Genomic DNA, 22,079 nt, shown 5'->3' with positions numbered 1-22,079 from the left:
GTGGATTTTTAAAAATTTTAGAATTTTTAACACAAGATATTGATTTTTCTTTTTAGAGTGGTATAATATCACTTAAGAAGAAAAATAGAAAAGAGCATGGATATGATTGTATTAGAAGAAAAGCTTGCAACCGTTCCCACCTTGTTCGTTGAAAAACGAGATGGTAGACGTGTAGTGTTTGATATAGACAAGATTGACAAAGCTCTCCACAAGGCGGCTGACAAAGTCATGGATGTGACACCCTTGGTCGAAAAACGTCTAAATGGGCTGCTTGAGCGTATTGTTGCGGAAATTCACAGTCGTTTCCCTCAAGGTGTCAAGATTTACGAGATTCAGAATATCGTAGAGCATGAACTCCTTGAAGCCAAAGAATATGCGCTGGCTGAGGAGTATATCACTTATCGGACACAAAGGGATTTTGAGCGCTCAAAAGCGACAGATATCAACTTTAGTATCCATAAACTTCTCAATAAAGATCAAGCAGTTGTCAATGAAAATGCTAATAAAGACAGTGATGTCTTTAATACCCAGCGTGATTTGACAGCAGGGATTGTGGGGAAATCAATCGGGCTGCAAATGCTTCCTAAGCACGTAGCCAATGCTCATCAAAAAGGGGATATCCACTATCATGACTTGGACTACAGCCCCTATACTCCGATGACCAACTGCTGTTTGATTGATTTTAAAGGCATGCTAGAAAATGGTTTTAAGATTGGAAATGCAGAGGTAGAGAGTCCCAAGTCTATCCAGACTGCGACAGCTCAGATTTCACAAATCATCGCCAATGTTGCTTCTAGCCAGTACGGGGGTTGCTCAGCTGACCGTATCGATGAAGTCTTGGCTCCTTATGCAGAGAAGAATTATCAAAAGCACCTCAAGGATGCAGAAGAGTGGGTCTTGCCTGAAAAACGGGAAGATTACGCTTGGAAGAAAACGCAAAAGGACATCTACGATGCCATGCAATCTCTTGAGTATGAAATTAACACCCTCTTCACTTCAAATGGACAAACACCGTTTACTTCGCTAGGTTTCGGTCTAGGGACCAATCGTTTTGAGCGGGAAATTCAAAAAGCTATCTTGACCATTCGTATCAAGGGGCTTGGTTCAGAACATCGAACAGCTATCTTCCCTAAACTCATCTTTACGCTGAAAAGAGGCCTTAACTTGGAAGAAGGGACTCCGAACTATGACATCAAACAGTTGGCCCTCGAGTGTGCAACCAAGCGGATGTACCCAGATGTCTTGTCCTACGATAAGATTATCGAGTTGACAGGTTCTTTCAAGGTTCCTATGGGTTGCCGTTCTTTCCTTCAAGGATGGAAGGATGAGAATGGCGTCGAGGTCAATTCAGGCCGTATGAATCTAGGTGTTGTGACAGTCAATTTGCCTCGTATCGCCCTCGAGTCTGAGGGCGACATGAATAAGTTCTGGGAAATCTTCAACGAGCGGATGAACATCGCAGAAGATGCTCTAGTTTATCGTGTTGAACGAACCAAGGAAGCAACACCAGCAAACGCCCCCATTCTCTATCAGTACGGGGCCTTCGGACGCCGTCTTGGAAAAGACGAGAGCGTTGATCAGCTCTTTAAGAATCGCCGTGCGACAGTTTCGCTGGGCTACATCGGTTTGTACGAAGTGGCTACTGTCTTCTTTGGAAATAGCTGGGAAAGCAATCCAGAAGCCAAGGAATTTACGCTGGATATCATTCGCGATATGAAACGTCGTGTGGAAGAGTGGTCTGACCAATATGGTTACCATTTCTCTATCTACTCCACACCGTCTGAAAGTCTGACAGATCGCTTCTGTCGCTTGGATACGGAGAAGTTCGGTTCTATTCCTGACATCACGGACAAGGAATACTACACCAACTCTTTCCACTACGATGTCCGGAAAAATCCAACACCGTTTGAAAAGTTAGACTTTGAGAAAGTTTATCCAGAAGCAGGTGCGTCAGGTGGTTTCATTCATTATTGTGAGTACCCAGTTCTTCAACAAAATCCTAAAGCCCTGGAAGCTGTTTGGGACTATGCCTATGACCGTGTCGGTTATCTAGGAACTAATACTCCGATTGATCGTTGCTACAAGTGTGACTTTGAAGGGGATTTTGAACCAACTGAGAGAGGATTTGCTTGTCCCAACTGTGGCAATAGCGACCCTAAAACAGTAGATGTGGTCAAACGTACGTGTGGTTATCTGGGAAATCCTCAAGCGCGTCCGATGGTTAACGGACGCCACAAGGAAATCGCTGCGCGTGTCAAACACATGAATGGCTCTACTATCAAAACAGCTGGACATGAAGTAACAAATTAGAAGGAAACGCAATGGGGAAATACCAATTAGACGATAAGGGACGCGCACAAGTGATCCGTTATCACGAGAAACACTCGAAAGGTGGAATAGGTAAAAAAGAACGCTTGCTCAACCTCAGAGAACAGTTTTTAAACAAGAACAAGAAAAAATAAAAGTGAGAGTTGCCTCTCGCTTTTCTCTTAATTGGAGGTAAAAATGATACTACGCAGACCAACATTGGCAGATAAAGAAACAGTTTTAGAGATGATGGCAGAGTTTGAACAGACTCAATCACCCCACGATGGTGGGTTTTGGAACGCCAACAATTTTGTTTATGAAGAGTGGCTAGAAGAAAATCTTCAAGCGGAAGCGGGACTCAATATTCCTGAAAACTGGGTTCCTGCTATCCAGCTGGTTAGTTTTGACGTAGCAGGCCAGGCTCTTGGCTTTCTCAACCTTCGTCTCCGATTAAATGATTACTTACTAGAAAATGGGGGCCATATTGGCTACTCCATTCGTCCATCTGAAAGAGGTAAGGGTTATGCGAAAGAATCCCTCCGACAAGGTCTACAAGTTGCTAAGGGAAAGAATATTAAACGAGCTTTAGTGACTTGTAGCACAGAAAATCCAGCAAGCCGAGCTGTTATCTTAGCTAATGGTGGGGAGTTGGAGGATGTTCGAAACGGAACGGAGCGCTATTGGATAGACTTGGAGTAGACAGCATGACATGGAATACACCAAAACCAGGCGAGTGGAAAAGTGAAGAACTCAGTCAGGGGCGTATCATTGACTACAAGGCCTTTAACTTTGTCGATGGAGAAGGTGTGCGAAACTCTCTCTATGTATCAGGTTGCATGTTTCACTGCGAGGGGTGCTATAATGTTGCGACTTGGTCTTTCAATGCAGGGATTCCTTATACACCAGAGTTGGAAGAACAGATTATGACAGATCTTGCCCAGCCCTATGTTCAAGGCTTGACCTTGCTGGGAGGAGAACCTTTTCTTAATACAGGCATTCTCTTACCACTCGTTAAACGCATTCGAAAGGAATTGCCAGATAAAGACATCTGGTCCTGGACGGGCTACACTTGGGAAGAAATGATGCTGGAGACTCCAGATAAACTGGAACTCTTATCCTTAATTGACATCCTTGTCGATGGGCGGTATGATAAAAGCAAGCGCAATCTCATGCTCCAGTTTCGAGGTTCTTCCAATCAACGGATTATCGATGTGCAAAAATCTCTCAAAAGTGGGCAAGTGGTGATTTGGGACAAGCTTAATGACGGAAAAGAAAGCTATGAACAGGTGAAGAGAGAATGAAGAAAAATGACCTGATAGAACAACTGGTTTCAGAGATTGAAACGGGAAGGGTTAGGACGCTGGGGATTTACGGTCATGGGGCTTCAGGTAAATCAACCTTCGCACAGGAATTGTACCAAGCTTTAGATTCTACTACAGTAAATTTACTAGAAACAGATCCCTATATCACTTCAGAACGTCACCTGGTAGTACCAAAGCAAGCGCCAGATCAAAAGGTGACAGCTTGTCTCCCAGTGGCGCATGAACTGGCAAGTTTGAAGAGAGATATCTTAGCCTTGCAGGCAGGTATGGATGTCTTGACAATCGATGAACCGTGGAAGGCTAGTGAACTCTTGTCTGGAGCAAAACCGATTCTGATTGTTGAAGGGATGTCTGTGGGCTTTCTACCCAAGAAGCTCTTTGACAAAATCATCTGTTTCTACACGGATGAAGAAACAGAGTTAAAGAGGCGTCTGGCTCGAGATACGACAATGAGAAATCGCGATGCATCTTTTGTATTAGCTAGCCATCAGATGAGACGGGAGCAGTATCTGCGATACTATAGAGAAACCGAGTCTAAAGCGGACATTTTAGTAGATCAATCAGAAGATAAATTTAAGGTCAAGATGACGCATGTTATGACGCATGTTATATAGAAGAAAAGATTGATTTTTATAGACGTAAATCAGTAATCATAGGAAGATGAAATAGGAAAACAGTTTCATCCTAAAAAAACGAAAAAAACCTAACAAATCCCTTGCAATCGCAGGGGCTTTGTGTTATTCTATTATGGTGCTGTAAATTACAGCCTTAGCTTTGATGCAAGAGGTTGCGACACGCTCGGTTGCATTGCCACGCAACGCGCGTCGGTTTTCTTGTGGAGCTAGCCTATTATCTTAAATAGACGAAAAGGAGAAAAAGATGGCAAACAAAAAAATCCGTATCCGTTTGAAAGCTTACGAACACCGTACGCTTGACACAGCGGCTGCAAAAATCGTAGAATCAGCTACTCGTACAGGTGCACAAATTGCGGGTCCAATCCCACTTCCAACTGAGCGTAGCCTCTACACAATCATTCGTGCGACTCACAAATACAAAGACTCTCGCGAACAATTTGAAATGCGTACACACAAACGTTTGATCGATATCGTTAACCCAACTCAAAAAACAGTTGATGCGTTGATGAAATTGGATCTTCCAAGTGGTGTAAACGTAGAAATCAAACTTTAATCTAAAATATAAAAGAGCAGAGGCTAGTGTTTCAATTTAATTGAACACGGGCTAAACTCGGTGTGAAAAAGATAAACTTCCTAGTGTCTGTTAGACACTGCGTCAGTTTCCTATTTTCACTTTGAGTTTGACGCCCTTTGTATCTTAGACTTGAGCATGAAAAACGCTCGTTAAAAACTTTTTGAATAAAAAATATAGAAAAGGAACTATTTTCTCATGACAAAAGGAATCTTAGGGAAAAAAGTGGGAATGACTCAAATCTTCACTGAAGCTGGCGAATTGATCCCTGTAACAGTTATTGAAGCAACTCCAAACGTTGTTCTTCAAGTTAAAACTGTAGAAACAGACGGATACAACGCTATCCAAGTTGGTTTCGATGACAAACGCGAAGTATTGAGCAACAAACCTGCTAAAGGACATGTAGCGAAAGCTAACACGGCTCCTAAGCGCTTCATTCGTGAATTCAAAAACGTTGAAGGCTTGGAAGTTGGTGCTGAAATCACAGTTGAAACATTCGCAGCTGGAGACGTTGTTGACGTAACTGGTACTTCTAAAGGTAAAGGTTTCCAAGGTGTTATCAAACGCCACGGACAATCACGTGGACCAATGGCTCACGGATCTCGTTACCACCGTCGTCCAGGTTCTATGGGACCTGTTGCACCTAACCGCGTATTCAAAGGTAAAAACCTTGCAGGACGTATGGGTGGCGACCGCGTAACAATTCAAAACCTTGAAGTTGTACAAGTTGTTCCAGAAAAGAACGTTATCCTTATCAAAGGTAACGTACCAGGTGCTAAGAAATCTCTTATCACTATCAAATCAGCAGTTAAAGCTGGTAAATAATAAAGAAAGGGGAAATCAGTCACAATGGCAAACGTAACATTATTTGACCAAACTGGTAAAGAAGCTGGCCAAGTTGTTCTTAACGATGCAGTATTTGGTATCGAACCAAATGAATCAGTTGTGTTTGATGTGATCATCAGCCAACGCGCAAGCCTTCGTCAAGGAACACACGCTGTTAAAAACCGCTCTGCAGTATCAGGTGGTGGACGCAAACCATGGCGTCAAAAAGGAACTGGACGTGCTCGTCAAGGTTCTATCCGCTCACCACAATGGCGTGGTGGTGGTGTTGTCTTCGGACCAACTCCACGTTCATACGGCTACAAACTTCCACAAAAAGTTCGTCGCCTAGCTCTTAAATCAGTTTACTCTGAAAAAGTTGCTGAAAACAAATTCGTAGCTGTAGACGCTCTTTCATTTACAGCTCCAAAAACTGCTGAATTTGCAAAAGTTCTTGCAGCATTGAGCATCGATTCTAAAGTTCTTGTTATCCTTGAAGAAGGAAATGAATTCGCAGCTCTTTCAGCTCGTAACCTTCCAAACGTGAAAGTTGCAACTGCTACAACTGCAAGTGTTCTTGACATCGCAAATAGCGACAAACTTCTTGTCACACAAGCAGCTATCTCTAAAATCGAGGAGGTTCTTGCATAATGAATTTGTATGATGTTATCAAAAAACCTGTTATCACTGAAAGCTCAATGGCTCAACTTGAAGCAGGAAAATATGTATTTGAAGTTGACACTCGTGCACACAAACTTTTGATCAAGCAAGCTGTTGAAGCTGCTTTCGAAGGTGTTAAAGTTGCAAATGTTAACACAATCAACGTAAAACCAAAAGCGAAACGTGTTGGACGTTACACTGGTTTTACTAACAAAACTAAAAAAGCTATCATCACACTTACAGCTGATTCAAAAGCAATCGAGTTGTTTGCTGCTGAAGCTGAATAATCTAAGGAGGAAATATCGTGGGAATTCGTGTTTATAAACCAACAACAAACGGTCGCCGTAATATGACTTCTTTGGATTTCGCTGAAATCACAACAAGCACTCCTGAAAAATCATTGCTTGTTGCTTTGAAGAGCAAGGCTGGTCGTAACAACAACGGTCGTATCACTGTTCGTCACCAAGGTGGTGGACACAAACGTTTCTACCGTTTGGTTGACTTCAAGCGTAACAAAGACAACGTTGAAGCAGTTGTTAAAACAATCGAGTACGATCCAAACCGTTCTGCAAACATCGCTCTTGTACACTACACTGACGGTGTGAAAGCATACATCATCGCTCCAAAAGGTCTTGAAGTTGGTCAACGTATCGTTTCAGGTCCTGAAGCAGATATCAAAGTCGGAAACGCTCTTCCACTTGCTAACATCCCAGTTGGTACTTTGATCCACAACATCGAATTGAAACCAGGTCGTGGTGGAGAATTGGTACGTGCTGCTGGAGCTTCTGCTCAAGTATTGGGTCAAGAAGGTAAATATGTTCTTGTTCGTCTTCAATCTGGCGAAGTACGTATGATTCTTGGAACTTGTCGTGCAACAGTTGGTGTTGTCGGAAACGAACAACATGGACTTGTGAACCTTGGTAAAGCAGGACGTAGCCGTTGGAAAGGTATCCGCCCAACAGTTCGTGGTTCTGTAATGAACCCTAACGATCACCCACACGGTGGTGGTGAAGGTAAAGCACCAGTTGGTCGTAAAGCGCCATCTACTCCATGGGGCAAACCTGCTCTTGGTCTTAAAACTCGTAACAAGAAAGCGAAATCTGACAAACTTATCGTTCGTCGTCGCAACGAGAAATAATTTAAAACTAGTCGCATAAGCGCTAGATAATCCGCCAGCTCGGTAGCGCTCCATGTGAGCGCAAGCCGCTGTGGTACAACATTTAAAGGAGAAAACATAAAAATGGGACGCAGTCTTAAAAAAGGACCTTTCGTCGATGAGCATTTGATGAAAAAAGTTGAAGCTCAAGCAAATGACGAAAAGAAAAAAGTTATCAAAACTTGGTCACGTCGTTCAACGATCTTCCCAAGTTTCATTGGTTACACTATCGCAGTTTATGACGGACGTAAACACGTACCTGTTTACATCCAAGAAGACATGGTAGGTCACAAACTTGGTGAATTTGCACCAACTCGTACTTACAAAGGTCACGCTGCAGACGACAAGAAAACACGTAGAAAATAAGGAGAACATAAATGGCAGAAATTACTTCAGCTAAAGCAATGGCTCGTACAGTACGTGTTTCACCTCGTAAATCACGTCTTGTTCTTGACAACATCCGTGGTAAAAGCGTAGCCGATGCTATTGCAATCTTGACATTCACACCAAACAAAGCCGCTGAAATCATCTTGAAAGTTTTGAATTCAGCTGTAGCTAACGCTGAAAACAACTTTGGTTTGGACAAAGCTAACTTGGTAGTATCTGAAGCATTCGCAAACGAAGGACCAACTATGAAACGTTTCCGTCCACGTGCGAAAGGTTCAGCTTCGCCAATCAACAAACGTACAGCTCACATCACTGTAGCTGTTGCAGAAAAATAAGGAGGTAAAATCGTGGGTCAAAAAGTACATCCAATTGGTATGCGTGTCGGCATCATCCGTGATTGGGATGCCAAATGGTATGCTGAAAAAGAATACGCGGATTACCTTCATGAAGATCTTGCAATCCGTAAATTCGTTCAAAAAGAATTGGCTGACGCAGCCGTTTCAACTATCGAAATTGAACGCGCAGTAAACAAAGTTAACGTTTCACTTCACACTGCTAAACCAGGTATGGTTATCGGTAAAGGTGGTGCTAACGTTGATGCACTCCGTGCAAAACTTAACAAATTAACTGGAAAACAAGTACACATCAACATCATCGAAATCAAACAACCTGATTTGGATGCTCACCTTGTAGGTGAAGGAATTGCTCGTCAATTGGAGCAACGTGTTGCTTTCCGTCGTGCACAAAAACAAGCAATCCAACGTGCTATGCGTGCTGGAGCTAAAGGAATCAAAACTCAAGTATCAGGTCGTTTGAACGGTGCAGATATTGCCCGTGCTGAAGGGTACTCTGAAGGAACAGTTCCACTTCACACACTTCGCGCAGATATCGATTACGCTTGGGAAGAAGCAGATACTACATACGGTAAACTTGGTGTTAAAGTATGGATCTACCGTGGTGAAGTTCTTCCAGCTCGTAAAAACACTAAAGGAGGTAAATAACCAATGTTAGTACCTAAACGTGTTAAACACCGTCGTGAATTCCGTGGTAAAATGCGCGGTGAAGCTAAAGGTGGAAAAGAAGTAGCATTCGGTGAATACGGTCTTCAAGCTACAACTAGCCACTGGATCACTAACCGCCAAATCGAAGCTGCTCGTATCGCCATGACTCGTTACATGAAACGTGGTGGTAAAGTTTGGATTAAAATCTTCCCACACAAATCATACACTGCTAAAGCTATCGGTGTGCGTATGGGATCTGGTAAAGGGGCACCTGAAGGTTGGGTAGCACCAGTTAAACGTGGTAAAGTGATGTTTGAAGTTGCTGGTGTATCTGAAGAGATCGCTCGCGAAGCGCTTCGTCTTGCAAGCCACAAATTGCCAGTTAAATGTAAATTCGTAAAACGTGAAGCAGAATAAGGAGAAGGCATGAAACTTAATGAAGTAAAAGAATTTGTTAAAGAACTTCGTGGTCTTTCTCAAGAAGAACTCGCGAAGCGCGAAAACGAATTGAAAAAAGAATTGTTTGAACTTCGTTTCCAAGCTGCTACTGGTCAATTGGAACAAACAGCTCGCTTGAAAGAAGTTAAAAAACAAATCGCTCGTATCAAAACAGTTCAATCTGAAGCGAAATAATAGACTAGGGAAGGAGAAATTTCAATGGAACGCAATAATCGTAAAGTTCTTGTTGGACGTGTTGTATCTGACAAAATGGACAAGACAATCACAATTGTAGTTGAAACAAAACGTAACCACCCAGTCTATGGTAAACGTATTAACTACTCTAAAAAATACAAAGCACATGATGAAAACAATGTTGCCAAAGAAGGCGATATCGTACGTATCATGGAAACTCGTCCGCTTTCAGCTACAAAACGTTTCCGTCTTGTAGAAGTTGTTGAAGAAGCGGTCATCATCTAATCAAGCCTGAAAGGAGAAAACTGAAATGATTCAAACAGAAACTCGTTTGAAAGTCGCAGACAACAGCGGTGCACGCGAAATCTTGACTATCAAAGTTCTTGGTGGTTCTAAACGTAAATTTGCGAACATCGGTGATGTCATTGTGGCATCTGTAAAACAAGCTACTCCTGGTGGTGCGGTTAAAAAAGGTGACGTTGTAAAAGCTGTTATCGTTCGTACTAAATCAGGTGCTCGTCGTGCTGATGGTTCATACATCAAGTTTGACGAAAACGCAGCAGTTATCATCCGTGAAGACAAAACTCCTCGCGGAACACGTATCTTTGGCCCAGTTGCACGTGAATTGCGTGAAGGTGGCTTCATGAAGATCGTGTCACTTGCTCCAGAAGTACTTTAATTTTTAGAAACAAACTAGTCCCCTAGCTTCAAGCTAGGGTGCCCTTATGGGCGTAAGAAAAATCAAGGAGAAATCTAATGTTTGTAAAAAAAGGCGACAAAGTTCGCGTAATCGCTGGTAAAGATAAGGGAACAGAAGCTGTTGTCCTTACTGCCCTTCCAAAAGTAAACAAAGTTATCGTTGAAGGTGTGAACATCGTTAAGAAACACCAACGTCCAACTAACGAACTTCCTCAAGGTGGTATCATCGAGAAAGAAGCAGCTATCCACGTATCAAACGTTCAAGTATTGGACAAAAACGGTGTAGCTGGTCGTGTTGGTTACAAATTTGTAGACGGTAAGAAAGTTCGCTACAACAAAAAATCAGGCGAAGTGCTTGATTAATCACGAAGGAAAGGAGAAGTATAATGGCAAATCGTTTAAAAGAAAAATATCTTAATGAAGTAGTTCCTGCTTTGACAGAACAATTCAACTACTCATCAGTGATGGCTGTGCCTAAAGTAGATAAGATCGTTTTGAACATGGGTGTTGGTGAAGCTGTATCAAACGCTAAAAGTCTTGAAAAAGCTGCTGAAGAATTGGCACTTATCTCAGGTCAAAAACCACTTATCACTAAAGCTAAAAAATCAATCGCCGGCTTCCGTCTTCGTGAAGGTGTAGCGATCGGTGCAAAAGTTACCCTTCGTGGTGAACGTATGTACGAATTCTTGGATAAATTGGTTTCAGTTTCACTTCCACGTGTGCGTGACTTCCACGGTGTTCCAACAAAATCATTTGACGGACGCGGGAACTACACACTTGGTGTGAAAGAACAATTGATTTTCCCAGAAATCAATTTTGATGACGTTGACAAAACTCGTGGTCTTGACATCGTTATCGTAACAACTGCTAACACTGACGAAGAGTCACGTGCATTGCTTACAGGCCTTGGAATGCCTTTTGCAAAATAATATAGGAGGTAAATCTAATGGCTAAAAAATCAATGATTGCTAAGAACAAACGTCCAGCGAAGTTCTCTACTCAAGCTTATACTCGTTGTGAAAAATGTGGTCGTCCACATTCAGTTTACCGCAAATTTAAACTTTGCCGTGTTTGCTTCCGTGAATTAGCTTACAAAGGACAAATTCCTGGTGTAACAAAAGCATCTTGGTAATTTAAGATATCAAGGGCGTCAAAACTCCAAGTGAAAATAGGAAACTTGACGAAGAAACTAAAGTTTCTAGGAAAGTTTATCTTTTTCACACAGAGTTTAGCCCGGGTTCAGTTGGAATGCCCAATTTGAACACGAGCTACAGCTTTGACAAAAAAGACCAATTTGCTTTGGAGCATCGCTCCTGCATCAAATTGCCTATTTTTGCTCTTGCTGTTACGCTCTTTGTATCATGTATTAACTAGCAAGTGCGACTTGCAAACTACTAGTAAGAGGAGAACAATAAAATGGTTATGACTGACCCAATCGCAGACTTCCTAACTCGTATTCGTAACGCTAATCAAGCAAAACACGAAGTACTTGAAGTACCTGCATCAAACATCAAAAAAGGGATTGCTGAAATCCTTAAACGCGAAGGTTTTGTAAAAAACGTTGAAATCATCGAAGATGACAAACAAGGCATCATCCGTGTATTCCTTAAATACGGACCAAACGGTGAAAAAGTTATCACTAACTTGAAACGTGTTTCTAAACCAGGACTTCGTGTCTACAAAAAACGTGAAGATCTTCCAAAAGTTCTTAACGGACTTGGAATTGCTATCCTTTCAACTTCTGAAGGTTTGCTTACTGATAAAGAAGCTCGCCAAAAGAATGTTGGTGGAGAAGTTATCGCTTACGTTTGGTAATATTTAGTTCCCAATTTCTTTGTGACTCTTCGTTATCGTCTCTTGCCTAACCCAAAGTTATGCCTGCGAGACGATGCCTAGATTCACTTTGAAATTGAAACCTAATGTTCCTTTAAATCGAGAAATCGATTTACCCCCGTGAAAACTGGCCATCACGGCCTGACAATTTAACAGGAGAAAATAAACATGTCACGTATTGGTAATAAAGTTATCGTGTTGCCTGCTGGTGTTGAACTCACTAACAATGACAACGTAGTAACTGTAAAAGGACCTAAGGGAGAACTTACTCGTGAGTTCTCAAAAGATATTGAAATTCGCGTGGAAGGTACTGAAGTAACTCTTCACCGTCCAAACGATTCAAAAGAAATGAAAACTATTCACGGAACTACTCGTGCCCTTTTGAACAACATGGTTGTTGGTGTATCAGAAGGATTCAAGAAAGAACTTGAAATGCGTGGGGTTGGTTACCGTGCACAACTTCAAGGAAAAAAACTTGTTTTGGCTGTAGGTAAATCTCATCCAGACGAAGTTGAAGCTCCAGAAGGAATTACTTTTGAACTTCCAAACCCAACAACAATCGTTATCAGCGGAATTTCAAAAGAAGTAGTTGGTCAAACAGCTGCTTACGTACGTAGCCTTCGCTCACCAGAACCATATAAAGGTAAAGGTATCCGTTACGTTGGCGAATACGTTCGTCTTAAAGAAGGTAAAACAGGTAAATAATGTTGAGTGGTTGATCTTCAACCACCGACCTATTTTCCAACTTTGTGCATAGCACACGATTTAAAACTAAAGAGGTGAAAACTGTGATTTCTAAACCAGATAAAAACAAACTCCGCCAAAAACGCCATCGTCGCGTTCGCGGAAAACTCTCTGGAACTGCTGATCGCCCACGTTTGAACGTATTCCGTTCTAATACAGGCATCTACGCTCAAGTGATTGATGACGTAGCGGGTGTAACGCTCGCAAGTGCTTCAACTCTTGACAAAGAAGTTTCAAAAGGAACTAAAACTGAACAAGCCGTTACTGTCGGTAAACTCGTTGCAGAACGTGCAAACGCTAAAGGTATTTCAGAAGTGGTGTTCGACCGCGGTGGATATCTATATCACGGACGTGTGAAAGCTTTGGCTGATGCAGCTCGTGAAAACGGATTGAAATTCTAATAGGAGGACACTAGAAAATGGCATTTAAAGACAATGCAGTTGAATTTGAAGAACGCGTAGTTGCTGTCAACCGTGTTACAAAAGTTGTTAAAGGTGGACGTCGTCTTCGTTTCGCAGCTCTTGTTGTTGTTGGTGACCACAATGGTCGCGTAGGATTTGGTACTGGTAAAGCTCAAGAAGTTCCAGAAGCAATCCGTAAAGCAGTAGAAGATGCTAAGAAAAACTTGATTGAAGTTCCTATGGTTGGAACAACAATCCCACACGAAGTTCTTTCAGAATTCGGTGGAGCTAAAGTATTGTTGAAACCTGCTGTAGAAGGTTCTGGGGTTGCCGCTGGTGGTGCCGTTCGTGCCGTTGTGGAATTGGCAGGTGTGGCAGATATTACATCTAAATCACTTGGTTCTAACACTCCAATCAACATTGTTCGCGCAACTGTTGAAGGTTTGAAACAATTGAAACGCGCTGAAGAAGTTGCTGCCCTTCGTGGTATCTCAGTTTCTGATTTGGCATAAGAAAGGGGATAAAATGGCTCAAATTAAAATTACTTTGACTAAGTCTCCAATCGGACGCATTCCATCACAACGTAAAACTGTTGTAGCACTTGGACTTGGCAAATTGAACAGCTCTGTTATCAAAGAAGACAACGCTGCTATCCGTGGTATGATCACTGCAGTATCTCACTTGGTAACAGTTGAAGAAGTAAACTAATGGATTTTTAGGGGATGTGGCAATACTCATCCCCTAAAACTAGATATAGTCATCTAAGATGACGAATGTATAGGCGAGTTGATAAGGGAGACAACCTTTTCTCTCTTATCGGCGCTAGCATTTTACAAAAGAGGAGAAAATATAAATGAAACTTCATGAATTGAAACCTGCAGAAGGTTCTCGTAAAGTACGTAACCGTGTTGGTCGTGGTACTTCATCAGGTAACGGTAAAACATCTGGTCGCGGTCAAAAAGGTCAAAAAGCTCGTAGCGGCGGCGGAGTTCGCCTTGGTTTTGAAGGTGGACAAACTCCATTGTTCCGTCGTCTTCCAAAACGTGGATTCACTAACATCAACGCTAAAGAATACGCAATTGTAAATCTTGATCAATTGAACGTTTTTGAAGATGGTACTGAAGTTACTCCAGTTGTTCTTATCGAAGCAGGAATTGTAAAGGCTGAAAAATCAGGCGTTAAAATTCTTGGTAACGGTGAGCTGACTAAGAAGTTGACTGTGAAAGCAGCTAAATTCTCAAAAACAGCTGAAGAAGCTATCACTGCTAAAGGTGGTTCAGTAGAAGTCATCTAGAGAGGTGACCTATGTTTTTTAAATTATTAAAAGAGGCCCTCAAGGTTAAGAAAGTACGATCAAAAATTCTCTTTACGATTTTTATCATACTTGTCTTCCGTATCGGGACTAGTATTACTGTACCAGGTGTGAATGCAAAAAGTCTGGAAGCTTTGAGTGGATTATCCTTCTTAAACATGCTTAGTTTAGTTTCAGGGAATGCCATGAAGAACTTCTCGGTTTTTGCACTCGGTGTGAGTCCGTATATCACAGCTTCCATCGTTGTTCAATTGCTACAAATGGATATTGTTCCAAAGTTTGTAGAGTGGGGCAAGCAGGGGGAAGTAGGACGGAGAAAGATAAACCAAGCGACTCGCTATATTTCGCTTGTACTTGCGTTTGTGCAATCAATCGGAATCACTGCTGGTTTTAATACTCTATCTGGTGCAAAATTATTAACGACAGATCTAACCCCTCAAGTCTTTGTTACAATTGGTATTATCCTGACTGCAGGTACTATGATTGTTACTTGGCTCGGGGAGCAAATCACTGATAAGGGATATGGTAACGGGGTGTCTATGATTATCTTTGCAGGGATTGTGGCTTCAATTCCAGAGATGATTCATGGTATCTATGAGGACTATTTTGTCAATATTCCAAGTGATCGGTTGACGTCATCTATTATATTTGTCGTTATTCTCATTATCGCTGTCTTGTTGATTGTTTACTTTACAACATATGTACAACAGGCAGAATATAAAATTCCAATCCAATATACAAAAGTTGCTCAAGGTGCTCCATCCAGTTCTTACCTTCCTTTGAAGGTCAATCCTGCTGGTGTTATCCCAGTTATCTTTGCAAGTTCGATTACGGCAGCTCCTGCGGCTATTCTTCAGTTTGTCAGCGCTATGGGGCTTGATTGGACTTGGGTACGTACAGCACAGGAAATGTTATCTACAACATCTCCAACAGGTGTTGCCATGTATGCACTGCTGATTATTCTCTTTACATTCTTCTATACATTTGTACAGATCAATCCAGAGAAAGCAGCAGAAAACTTGCAAAAGAGCGGAGCCTATATCCATGGTGTCCGTCCAGGTAAAGGAACAGAAGAGTTTATGTCAAAACTTCTTCGTCGCCTTGCAACAGTCGGTTCCCTTTTCCTTGGTGTGATTTCAATCTTGCCGATTGTAGCAAAAGATGTCTTTGGGCTCTCAGAAGCGGTTGCTTTTGGGGGAACTAGTCTTTTGATCATTATTTCGACAGGTATCGAAGGAATCAAACAGCTAGAAGGTTACCTATTGAAACGTAAGTATGTTGGTTTCATGGACAAAACAGAATAAAAGCAAGACTACTTTTGCTTAGAGAGTGGAGTATGAAGGTCTATCTATAAGAGAGACTTTCGTCTCCCCTCTTCTATTTTGTTTTTAAATAGGAGTTGAAACTAGCTTTTTGCTTCTATTTAAATACAAAATAAGGAGATCAGATCATGAATCTTTTGATTATGGGCTTACCTGGAGCAGGTAAGGGAACGCAAGCAGCTAAAATTGTGGAACAATTCCACGTGGCACACATTTCAACTGGAGATATGTTCCGTGCTGCTATGGCAAATCAAACTGAAATGGGTCTACTTGCAAAGTCATACATCGACAAAGGTGAGTTGGTTCCAGATGAAGTTACAAATGGTATTGTTAAAGAACGTCTTTCTCAGGACGACATCAAAGAAACAGGTTTCTTGTTGGATGGTTACCCACGTACGATTGAACAAGCTCATGCCTTGGACAAAACATTGGCGGAACTCGGTATCGAACTAGAAGGTGTGATCAATATCGAAGTGAACCCAGATTGTCTCTTGGAACGTTTGAGTGGCCGTATCATCCACCGCGAAACAGGTGAAACCTTCCACAAAGTTTTCAACCCACCAGTTGACTACAAAGAAGAAGATTACTACCAACGTGAAGATGACAAACCTGAGACTGTTAAGCGTCGTTTGGATGTGAATATCGCACAAGGTGAACCAATCATTGCTCACTATCGTGCTAAAGGTTTGGTTCACGATATCGAAGGAAATCAAGATATCAACGATGTGTTTAAAGACATCGAAAAAGTATTGACAAATTTGAAATAAAGCGTTTTTCATACTTGCAAAAAATCGCTACAAATGTTATACTGAAATAGTCTGACTTATAATTGTTGTCTCTGTGTTTAGAGGCATCGAATCGAAATTTATGGAGGTGCTTTTGCGTGGCAAAAGACGATGTGATTGAAGTTGAAGGCAAAGTAGTCGATACAATGCCTAACGCAATGTTTACGGTTGAACTTGAAAATGGACATCAGATTTTAGCAACAGTTTCTGGTAAAATTCGTAAAAACTATATTCGTATTTTAGCGGGAGATCGTGTTACTGTCGAGATGAGTCCATATGACTTGACACGTGGACGTATCACTTACCGCTTTAAATAATCGAAAAACTTGGAGGGATAAGAAATGAAAGTAAGACCATCGGTCAAACCAATTTGCGAATACTGTAAAGTAATTCGTCGTAATGGTCGTGTTATGGTAATTTGCCCAGCAAATCCAAAACACAAACAACGTCAAGGATAAGATAGAAAGGAGAAAACATGGCTCGTATTGCTGGAGTTGACATTCCAAATGACAAACGCGTAGTAATCTCATTGACTTACGTTTATGGTATCGGACTTGCAACATCTAAGAAAATTTTGGCTGCTGCTGGAATCTCAGAAGATGTTCGTGTACGTGACCTTACATCAGATCAAGAAGATGCTATCCGTCGTGAAGTGGATGCAATCAAAGTTGAAGGTGACCTTCGTCGTGAAGTAAACTTGAACATCAAACGTTTGATGGAAATCGGTTCTTACCGTGGTATTCGTCACCGTCGTGGACTTCCTGTCCGTGGACAAAACACTAAAAACAACGCTCGCACTCGTAAAGGTAAAGCTGTTGCGATTGCTGGTAAGAAAAAATAATATAGGAGGTAAAAGTCTTGGCTAAACCAACACGTAAACGTCGTGTGAAAAAGAATATCGAATCTGGTATTGCTCATATTCACGCTACATTTAATAACACTATTGTTATGATTACTGATGTGCATGGTAATGCAATCGCTTGGTCATCAGCTGGTGCTCTTGGTTTCAAAGGTTCTCGTAAATCTACACCATTCGCTGCTCAAATGGCTTCTGAAGCTGCTGCTAAATCTGCACAAGAACACGGTCTTAAATCAGTTGAAGTTACTGTAAAAGGTCCAGGTTCTGGTCGTGAGTCAGCTATTCGTGCGCTTGCTGCCGCTGGTCTTGAAGTAACAGCAATTCGTGATGTGACTCCAGTGCCACACAATGGTGCTCGTCCTCCAAAACGTCGCCGTGTATAATCATTGCATTACACTGCTTTTCGTTTAAGAGGGAGTAACTAAATGATCGAGTTTGAAAAACCAAATATAACAAAAATTGATGAAAATAAAGATTATGGCAAGTTTGTAATCGAACCACTTGAACGTGGCTACGGTACAACTCTTGGTAACTCTCTTCGTCGTGTACTACTAGCTTCTCTACCAGGAGCAGCAGTGACATCTATCAACATTGAAGGTGTCTTGCATGAGTTCGACACAGTTCCAGGTGTTCGTGAAGACGTGATGCAAATCATTCTGAACATTAAAGGGATTGCAGTGAAATCATACGTTGAAGACGAAAAAATCATTGAGCTTGACGTTGAAGGCCCTGCTGAAATTACAGCTGGAGACATTTTGACTGACAGTGATATTGAGATTGTAAATCCAGATCATTATCTCTTTACAATCGGTGAAGGTTCTTCTCTCAAAGCGACAATGACTGTTAACAGTGGTCGTGGATATGTACCTGCTGATGAAAACAAAAAAGATAATGCACCAGTTGGAACACTTGCTGTAGATTCTATTTATACACCAGTTACAAAAGTCAACTATCAAGTAGAGCCTGCTCGTGTGGGTAGCAATGATGGATTTGACAAATTAACCCTTGAAATCTTGACTAATGGAACAATTATTCCAGAAGATGCTTTAGGGCTTTCAGCACGTATCTTGACAGAACATCTTGATTTGTTTACAAATCTTACTGAGATTGCTAAGTCAACTGAAGTGATGAAAGAAGCTGATACTGAATCTGACGATCGTATTTTGGATCGTACGATTGAGGAACTGGACTTGTCTGTGCGTTCATACAACTGTTTGAAACGTGCCGGTATCAACACTGTGCATGATTTGACAGAAAAATCTGAAGCAGAGATGATGAAAGTACGAAATCTTGGACGCAAGAGTTTGGAAGAAGTGAAACTCAAACTCATTGACTTGGGTCTTGGATTAAAAGATAAATAAAGGAGGAATACATGGCTTACCGTAAACTAGGACGCACTAGCTCACAACGTAAAGCAATGCTTCGCGATTTGACAACTGACCTTTTGATCAACGAATCAATCGTGACAACTGAAGCTCGTGCTAAAGAAATCCGTAAAACTGTTGAAAAAATGATTACTCTAGGTAAACGTGGTGATTTGCATGCACGCCGTCAAGCAGCTGCTTTCGTACGTAATGAAATCGCATCTGAAAACTATGATGAAGCAACTGATAAGTACACTTCTACTACAGCACTTCAAAAATTGTTCTCAGAAATCGCACCTCGTTATGCTGAACGTAACGGTGGATACACCCGTATCCTTAAAACTGAACCACGTCGTGGTGATGCAGCGCCAATGGCGATCATCGAATTAGTATAAAATCATCAATTTTGTTGAGTGTTATGATGATGGAGTCTTGTGCTCTTAGTCTAGCTCTGGTCTACCGCTGGGACTTCGGTCCTAGCGGGAACACTCATCATCATTTGATAGGGTAGACGCTTGTTTACGAAATTGTTTTTTTCTTAAGAACAACTTCGTAAGCAGGCGTTTTTTAGTATTTTCTATGGAAATATGCTATACTAGGAAAAAAGAAAATCAAAAATGTTCAGGTTTTCTTATAATCGTAGAAATGGGGTATAAGGATGAAGGCTATTATTACAGTGGTTGGCAAGGACAAGGCTGGGATTGTTGCAGGCGTGTCTACGAAGATTGCAGAGTTGGGTTTGAATATTGACGATATTTCTCAAACAGTACTGGATGAGTATTTTACCATGATGGCAGTCGTATCTAGTGATGTAAAACAAGATTTTACAACTCTGCGAAATGAGTTTGAAGCTTTCGGCCAGACCTTGAATGTTAAAATCAATATTCAAAGTGCAGCGATTTTTGATGCTATGTACAATATCTAGGAGGTTATCATGGATATTAGACAAGTTACTGAAACCATTGCCATGATCGAAGAGCAGAACTTTGATATCAGAACCATCACCATGGGGATTTCCCTTTTGGACTGTATTGATCCAGATATTGAACGTGCTGCTGAAAAGATTTACCAAAAAATCACCACTAAAGCTGCAAATCTAGTGGCTGTAGGAGATGAAATTGCTGCAGAACTTGGGATTCCTATTGTCAATAAACGAGTGTCGGTGACTCCGATTTCTCTGATTGGGGCAGCGACTGATGCGACGGACTATGTCGTTTTGGCAAAGGCACTTGACAAGGCTGCCAAGGAGATTGGTGTTGACTTTATTGGTGGATTTTCTGCCTTGGTACAAAAGGGTTATCAAAAAGGAGATGAGATTCTCATCAATTCTATCCCCCGCGCTCTAGCTGAGACGGACAAGGTTTGTTCGTCCGTCAATATCGGCTCAACCAAGTCAGGCATCAACATGACTGCGGTTGCAGATATGGGACGCATCATCAAGGAAACAGCTGCGCTATCAGATATGGGAGCTGCCAAGTTGGTCGTATTTGCTAACGCCGTTGAGGATAATCCTTTTATGGCAGGGGCTTTCCATGGTGTTGGCGAAGCAGATGTTATTATTAATGTCGGAGTTTCTGGTCCTGGTGTGGTCAAGCGTGCCTTGGAAAAAGTTCGTGGACAGAGCTTTGATGTAGTGGCTGAAACAGTCAAGAAAACGGCATTCAAGATTACTCGTATCGGTCAATTGGTTGGGCAAATGGCGAGTGAACGCCTTGGTGTTGACTTTGGAATTGTCGACCTAAGTTTGGCACCTACTCCTGCGGTTGGTGATTCTGTGGCACGTGTCCTTGAGGAAATGGGCCTAGAAACAGTTGGCACGCATGGGACGACGGCTGCCCTCGCTCTTTTGAATGACCAAGTTAAGAAGGGCGGAGTCATGGCTTGTAACCAGGTTGGTGGCTTGTCAGGTGCTTTTATCCCTGTCTCTGAAGATGAGGGGATGATTGCTGCGGTGCAAAATGGCTCTCTGAATTTAGAGAAACTAGAAGCCATGACGGCTATCTGTTCTGTTGGACTGGATATGATTGCTATTCCGGAAGATACGCCTGCTGAAACCATTGCGGCTATGATTGCGGATGAGGCGGCCATTGGTGTCATTAACATGAAAACAACGGCCGTCCGTATTATTCCAAAGGGCAAAGAAGGCGATATGATTGAGTTTGGTGGTTTGCTAGGGACAGCTCCAGTTATGAAGGTTAACGGGGCTTCGTCTGTTGATTTCATCTCTCGCGGTGGGCAAATCCCAGCTCCAATCCATAGTTTTAAAAATTAATAAAAAAGCGAGAGGATTTAAGTTGAGTTTAAGGATGACTGTGTATACTATAATCATTAAATAAAGACCTCCTAACTTTATTTAATAGAAATCCTAAACTTTTTCATAATAATCTCCTAGGGAAGCTACCATGAGGGTAGCTTTTCTTTTGGATAATTTACAAATGTTGGCTTTGCTTTTGAAAGCCGAATATTTCTTTGAATCATGATATAATAGAAGAAAATGGAGGATAGAAAATGTCTAAAGTAAGATTGTACTTGGTCCGTCATGGGAAAACGATGTTTAACACGATTGGACGTGCACAAGGATGGAGTGATACGCCTCTAACCGCAGAAGGTGAGTTGGGAATTCATGAGTTAGGAATTGGCTTGAGAGAGTCTGGTTTACAATTTGACCGCGCTTATTCCAGTGATTCAGGGCGCACCATTCAAACTATGGGAATTATCCTAGAAGAACTTGGTTTGGAGGGAAAAATCCCTTACCGCATGGACAAGCGCATCAGAGAGTGGTGCTTTGGTAGTTTTGATGGGGCCTATGATGGAGACCTCTTTATGGGCTTGATTCCGAGAATTTTCAATGTAGACCATGTTCATCAGTTGTCCTATGCAGAACTAGCAGAAGGTTTGGTTGAGGTTGACACTGCTGGCTGGGCAGAAGGCTGGGAAAAACTCAGTGGTCGAATCAAGGAAGGCTTTGAAGCGATTGCCAAAGAAATGGAAGAACAAGGTGGGGGCAATGCTCTCGTCGTAAGCCATGGAATGACCATTGGTACGATGGTTTATCTGATCAATGGTATGCATCCGCATGGTTTGGATAATGGTAGCGTGACGATTCTTGAATATGAGGACGGCCAGTTTTGCGTTGAGGTTGTTGGTGACCGTAGCTACCGGGAACTGGGACGTGAGAAGATGGAAGAAAATTCTATTTAATCAGTATATATGTTCACCAGAACTTCGGGTCATGTATTGTGATAAGAGATTAGAAAAAACAGCCT

The 22,079-nt window shown here is 41.8% G+C and carries 37 protein-coding genes; all 37 read left to right on the top strand.

Annotated elements, in window-relative coordinates:
* Positions 1-102: 102 nt before the first annotated feature.
* Positions 103-2,310, top strand: coding sequence for an anaerobic ribonucleoside-triphosphate reductase (gene nrdD / locus D8802_RS04475; protein ID WP_185758193.1), 2,208 nt, complete (start codon positions 103-105; stop codon positions 2,308-2,310).
* 11 nt (positions 2,311-2,321) lie between these two features.
* Entirely contained in the window at positions 2,322-2,462 is a 141-nt protein-coding gene (locus D8802_RS04470) for a hypothetical protein (protein WP_125394933.1), read from the top strand.
* Between the two features lie 43 nt (positions 2,463-2,505).
* Positions 2,506-3,006 carry a GNAT family N-acetyltransferase gene (locus D8802_RS04465; protein ID WP_125394932.1) on the top strand — a complete coding sequence of 167 codons (501 nt, stop codon included), beginning with the start codon at positions 2,506-2,508 and terminating at the stop codon, positions 3,004-3,006.
* Between the two features lie 5 nt (positions 3,007-3,011).
* On the top strand, positions 3,012-3,608 hold the full coding sequence (nrdG, locus tag D8802_RS04460; protein ID WP_125394931.1) for an anaerobic ribonucleoside-triphosphate reductase activating protein: 597 nt from the start codon (positions 3,012-3,014) through the stop codon (positions 3,606-3,608).
* Positions 3,605-4,243, top strand: a complete 639-nt coding sequence (locus tag D8802_RS04455; RefSeq protein ID WP_125394930.1) for a uridine kinase family protein — start codon at positions 3,605-3,607, stop codon at positions 4,241-4,243. The genes nrdG and D8802_RS04455 overlap by 4 nt, the downstream gene beginning before the upstream one ends.
* Before the next feature lie 265 nt (positions 4,244-4,508).
* Positions 4,509-4,817, top strand: coding sequence for a 30S ribosomal protein S10 (rpsJ, locus tag D8802_RS04450; RefSeq protein WP_125394929.1), 309 nt, complete (start codon positions 4,509-4,511; stop codon positions 4,815-4,817).
* A 216-nt stretch (positions 4,818-5,033) separates the two neighbouring features.
* A complete protein-coding gene (rplC, locus tag D8802_RS04445) occupies positions 5,034-5,660 on the top strand; it encodes a 50S ribosomal protein L3 (RefSeq protein WP_000160197.1) in 627 nt (208 codons plus the stop codon).
* Positions 5,661-5,684: 24 nt separating this feature from the next.
* On the top strand, positions 5,685-6,308 hold the full coding sequence (gene rplD / locus D8802_RS04440; protein WP_000024537.1) for a 50S ribosomal protein L4: 624 nt from the start codon (positions 5,685-5,687) through the stop codon (positions 6,306-6,308).
* Positions 6,308-6,604 (top strand): 50S ribosomal protein L23, encoded by a 297-nt coding sequence (locus D8802_RS04435; RefSeq protein WP_001055347.1) that lies wholly within the window; start codon positions 6,308-6,310, stop codon positions 6,602-6,604. Before rplD ends, D8802_RS04435 begins: the two co-directional genes overlap by 1 nt.
* A 17-nt stretch (positions 6,605-6,621) precedes the next feature.
* Positions 6,622-7,455: a 50S ribosomal protein L2 gene (gene rplB, locus D8802_RS04430; protein WP_000512910.1), complete on the top strand. Its 834-nt coding sequence runs from the start codon at positions 6,622-6,624 to the stop codon at positions 7,453-7,455.
* Positions 7,456-7,557: 102 nt separating this feature from the next.
* Positions 7,558-7,839, top strand: a complete 282-nt coding sequence (rpsS, locus tag D8802_RS04425; RefSeq protein ID WP_000533766.1) for a 30S ribosomal protein S19 — start codon at positions 7,558-7,560, stop codon at positions 7,837-7,839.
* Positions 7,840-7,850: 11 nt separating this feature from the next.
* A complete protein-coding gene (gene rplV, locus D8802_RS04420) occupies positions 7,851-8,195 on the top strand; it encodes a 50S ribosomal protein L22 (RefSeq protein ID WP_000818137.1) in 345 nt (114 codons plus the stop codon).
* A gap of 12 nt (positions 8,196-8,207) precedes the next feature.
* Positions 8,208-8,861, top strand: a complete 654-nt coding sequence (rpsC, locus tag D8802_RS04415; RefSeq protein ID WP_000529936.1) for a 30S ribosomal protein S3 — start codon at positions 8,208-8,210, stop codon at positions 8,859-8,861.
* A 3-nt stretch (positions 8,862-8,864) separates the two neighbouring features.
* Positions 8,865-9,278: a 50S ribosomal protein L16 gene (gene rplP / locus D8802_RS04410; RefSeq protein WP_000960948.1), complete on the top strand. Its 414-nt coding sequence runs from the start codon at positions 8,865-8,867 to the stop codon at positions 9,276-9,278.
* A gap of 9 nt (positions 9,279-9,287) precedes the next feature.
* Entirely contained in the window at positions 9,288-9,494 is a 207-nt protein-coding gene (gene rpmC / locus D8802_RS04405; RefSeq protein ID WP_000772918.1) for a 50S ribosomal protein L29, read from the top strand.
* Between the two features lie 24 nt (positions 9,495-9,518).
* Entirely contained in the window at positions 9,519-9,779 is a 261-nt protein-coding gene (rpsQ, locus tag D8802_RS04400; RefSeq protein WP_125394928.1) for a 30S ribosomal protein S17, read from the top strand.
* Between the two features lie 25 nt (positions 9,780-9,804).
* A complete protein-coding gene (gene rplN / locus D8802_RS04395) occupies positions 9,805-10,173 on the top strand; it encodes a 50S ribosomal protein L14 (protein WP_000616548.1) in 369 nt (122 codons plus the stop codon).
* Positions 10,174-10,250: 77 nt separating this feature from the next.
* On the top strand, positions 10,251-10,556 hold the full coding sequence (gene rplX, locus D8802_RS04390) for a 50S ribosomal protein L24 (RefSeq protein WP_000497691.1): 306 nt from the start codon (positions 10,251-10,253) through the stop codon (positions 10,554-10,556).
* A 23-nt stretch (positions 10,557-10,579) separates the two neighbouring features.
* Positions 10,580-11,122 carry a 50S ribosomal protein L5 gene (gene rplE / locus D8802_RS04385; protein ID WP_000013542.1) on the top strand — a complete coding sequence of 181 codons (543 nt, stop codon included), beginning with the start codon at positions 10,580-10,582 and terminating at the stop codon, positions 11,120-11,122.
* 17 nt (positions 11,123-11,139) lie between these two features.
* Positions 11,140-11,325 carry a type Z 30S ribosomal protein S14 gene (locus tag D8802_RS04380; protein ID WP_001085697.1) on the top strand — a complete coding sequence of 62 codons (186 nt, stop codon included), beginning with the start codon at positions 11,140-11,142 and terminating at the stop codon, positions 11,323-11,325.
* Positions 11,326-11,609: 284 nt separating this feature from the next.
* A complete protein-coding gene (rpsH, locus tag D8802_RS04375) occupies positions 11,610-12,008 on the top strand; it encodes a 30S ribosomal protein S8 (protein WP_000245504.1) in 399 nt (132 codons plus the stop codon).
* A 186-nt stretch (positions 12,009-12,194) separates the two neighbouring features.
* Positions 12,195-12,731, top strand: a complete 537-nt coding sequence (gene rplF / locus D8802_RS04370; RefSeq protein WP_000086638.1) for a 50S ribosomal protein L6 — start codon at positions 12,195-12,197, stop codon at positions 12,729-12,731.
* Positions 12,732-12,814: 83 nt separating this feature from the next.
* Complete coding sequence (gene rplR, locus D8802_RS04365; protein WP_004244055.1) at positions 12,815-13,171, top strand: 50S ribosomal protein L18; 357 nt, start codon at positions 12,815-12,817, stop codon at positions 13,169-13,171.
* A 17-nt stretch (positions 13,172-13,188) separates the two neighbouring features.
* A complete protein-coding gene (gene rpsE, locus D8802_RS04360; protein ID WP_125394927.1) occupies positions 13,189-13,683 on the top strand; it encodes a 30S ribosomal protein S5 in 495 nt (164 codons plus the stop codon).
* Positions 13,684-13,696: 13 nt separating this feature from the next.
* Entirely contained in the window at positions 13,697-13,879 is a 183-nt protein-coding gene (rpmD, locus tag D8802_RS04355) for a 50S ribosomal protein L30 (protein ID WP_000057241.1), read from the top strand.
* Between the two features lie 145 nt (positions 13,880-14,024).
* Complete coding sequence (rplO, locus tag D8802_RS04350; RefSeq protein WP_000766092.1) at positions 14,025-14,465, top strand: 50S ribosomal protein L15; 441 nt, start codon at positions 14,025-14,027, stop codon at positions 14,463-14,465.
* An 11-nt stretch (positions 14,466-14,476) separates the two neighbouring features.
* Positions 14,477-15,787, top strand: coding sequence for a preprotein translocase subunit SecY (gene secY, locus D8802_RS04345; protein WP_125394926.1), 1,311 nt, complete (start codon positions 14,477-14,479; stop codon positions 15,785-15,787).
* Positions 15,788-15,933: 146 nt separating this feature from the next.
* Positions 15,934-16,572 carry an adenylate kinase gene (locus D8802_RS04340; RefSeq protein WP_038804633.1) on the top strand — a complete coding sequence of 213 codons (639 nt, stop codon included), beginning with the start codon at positions 15,934-15,936 and terminating at the stop codon, positions 16,570-16,572.
* A gap of 116 nt (positions 16,573-16,688) precedes the next feature.
* A complete protein-coding gene (gene infA / locus D8802_RS04335; protein WP_001029883.1) occupies positions 16,689-16,907 on the top strand; it encodes a translation initiation factor IF-1 in 219 nt (72 codons plus the stop codon).
* Between the two features lie 24 nt (positions 16,908-16,931).
* Positions 16,932-17,048: a 50S ribosomal protein L36 gene (rpmJ, locus tag D8802_RS04330; protein WP_001808836.1), complete on the top strand. Its 117-nt coding sequence runs from the start codon at positions 16,932-16,934 to the stop codon at positions 17,046-17,048.
* A gap of 17 nt (positions 17,049-17,065) precedes the next feature.
* Positions 17,066-17,431 (top strand): 30S ribosomal protein S13, encoded by a 366-nt coding sequence (gene rpsM / locus D8802_RS04325; RefSeq protein WP_000090781.1) that lies wholly within the window; start codon positions 17,066-17,068, stop codon positions 17,429-17,431.
* Between the two features lie 17 nt (positions 17,432-17,448).
* On the top strand, positions 17,449-17,832 hold the full coding sequence (gene rpsK / locus D8802_RS04320) for a 30S ribosomal protein S11 (protein WP_001118385.1): 384 nt from the start codon (positions 17,449-17,451) through the stop codon (positions 17,830-17,832).
* Positions 17,833-17,874: 42 nt separating this feature from the next.
* Complete coding sequence (locus D8802_RS04315; RefSeq protein ID WP_000568993.1) at positions 17,875-18,810, top strand: DNA-directed RNA polymerase subunit alpha; 936 nt, start codon at positions 17,875-17,877, stop codon at positions 18,808-18,810.
* 11 nt (positions 18,811-18,821) lie between these two features.
* Positions 18,822-19,208 carry a 50S ribosomal protein L17 gene (rplQ, locus tag D8802_RS04310; protein WP_000331493.1) on the top strand — a complete coding sequence of 129 codons (387 nt, stop codon included), beginning with the start codon at positions 18,822-18,824 and terminating at the stop codon, positions 19,206-19,208.
* Positions 19,209-19,471: 263 nt separating this feature from the next.
* Positions 19,472-19,738, top strand: coding sequence for an ACT domain-containing protein (locus D8802_RS04305; protein WP_125394925.1), 267 nt, complete (start codon positions 19,472-19,474; stop codon positions 19,736-19,738).
* Positions 19,739-19,747: 9 nt separating this feature from the next.
* A complete protein-coding gene (locus D8802_RS04300) occupies positions 19,748-21,085 on the top strand; it encodes a PFL family protein (RefSeq protein ID WP_125394924.1) in 1,338 nt (445 codons plus the stop codon).
* Between the two features lie 236 nt (positions 21,086-21,321).
* Complete coding sequence (locus tag D8802_RS04295) at positions 21,322-22,014, top strand: histidine phosphatase family protein (RefSeq protein ID WP_125394923.1); 693 nt, start codon at positions 21,322-21,324, stop codon at positions 22,012-22,014.
* Positions 22,015-22,079: the final 65 nt, after the last annotated feature.

It is taken from the genome of Streptococcus oralis, assembly GCF_003943395.1.
In the GTDB taxonomy this organism is placed as follows: domain Bacteria; phylum Bacillota; class Bacilli; order Lactobacillales; family Streptococcaceae; genus Streptococcus; species Streptococcus oralis_BF.
The sequence above is the reverse complement of the archived record's forward strand: the minus strand, read 5'-3'. Positions and strand labels throughout refer to the sequence as shown.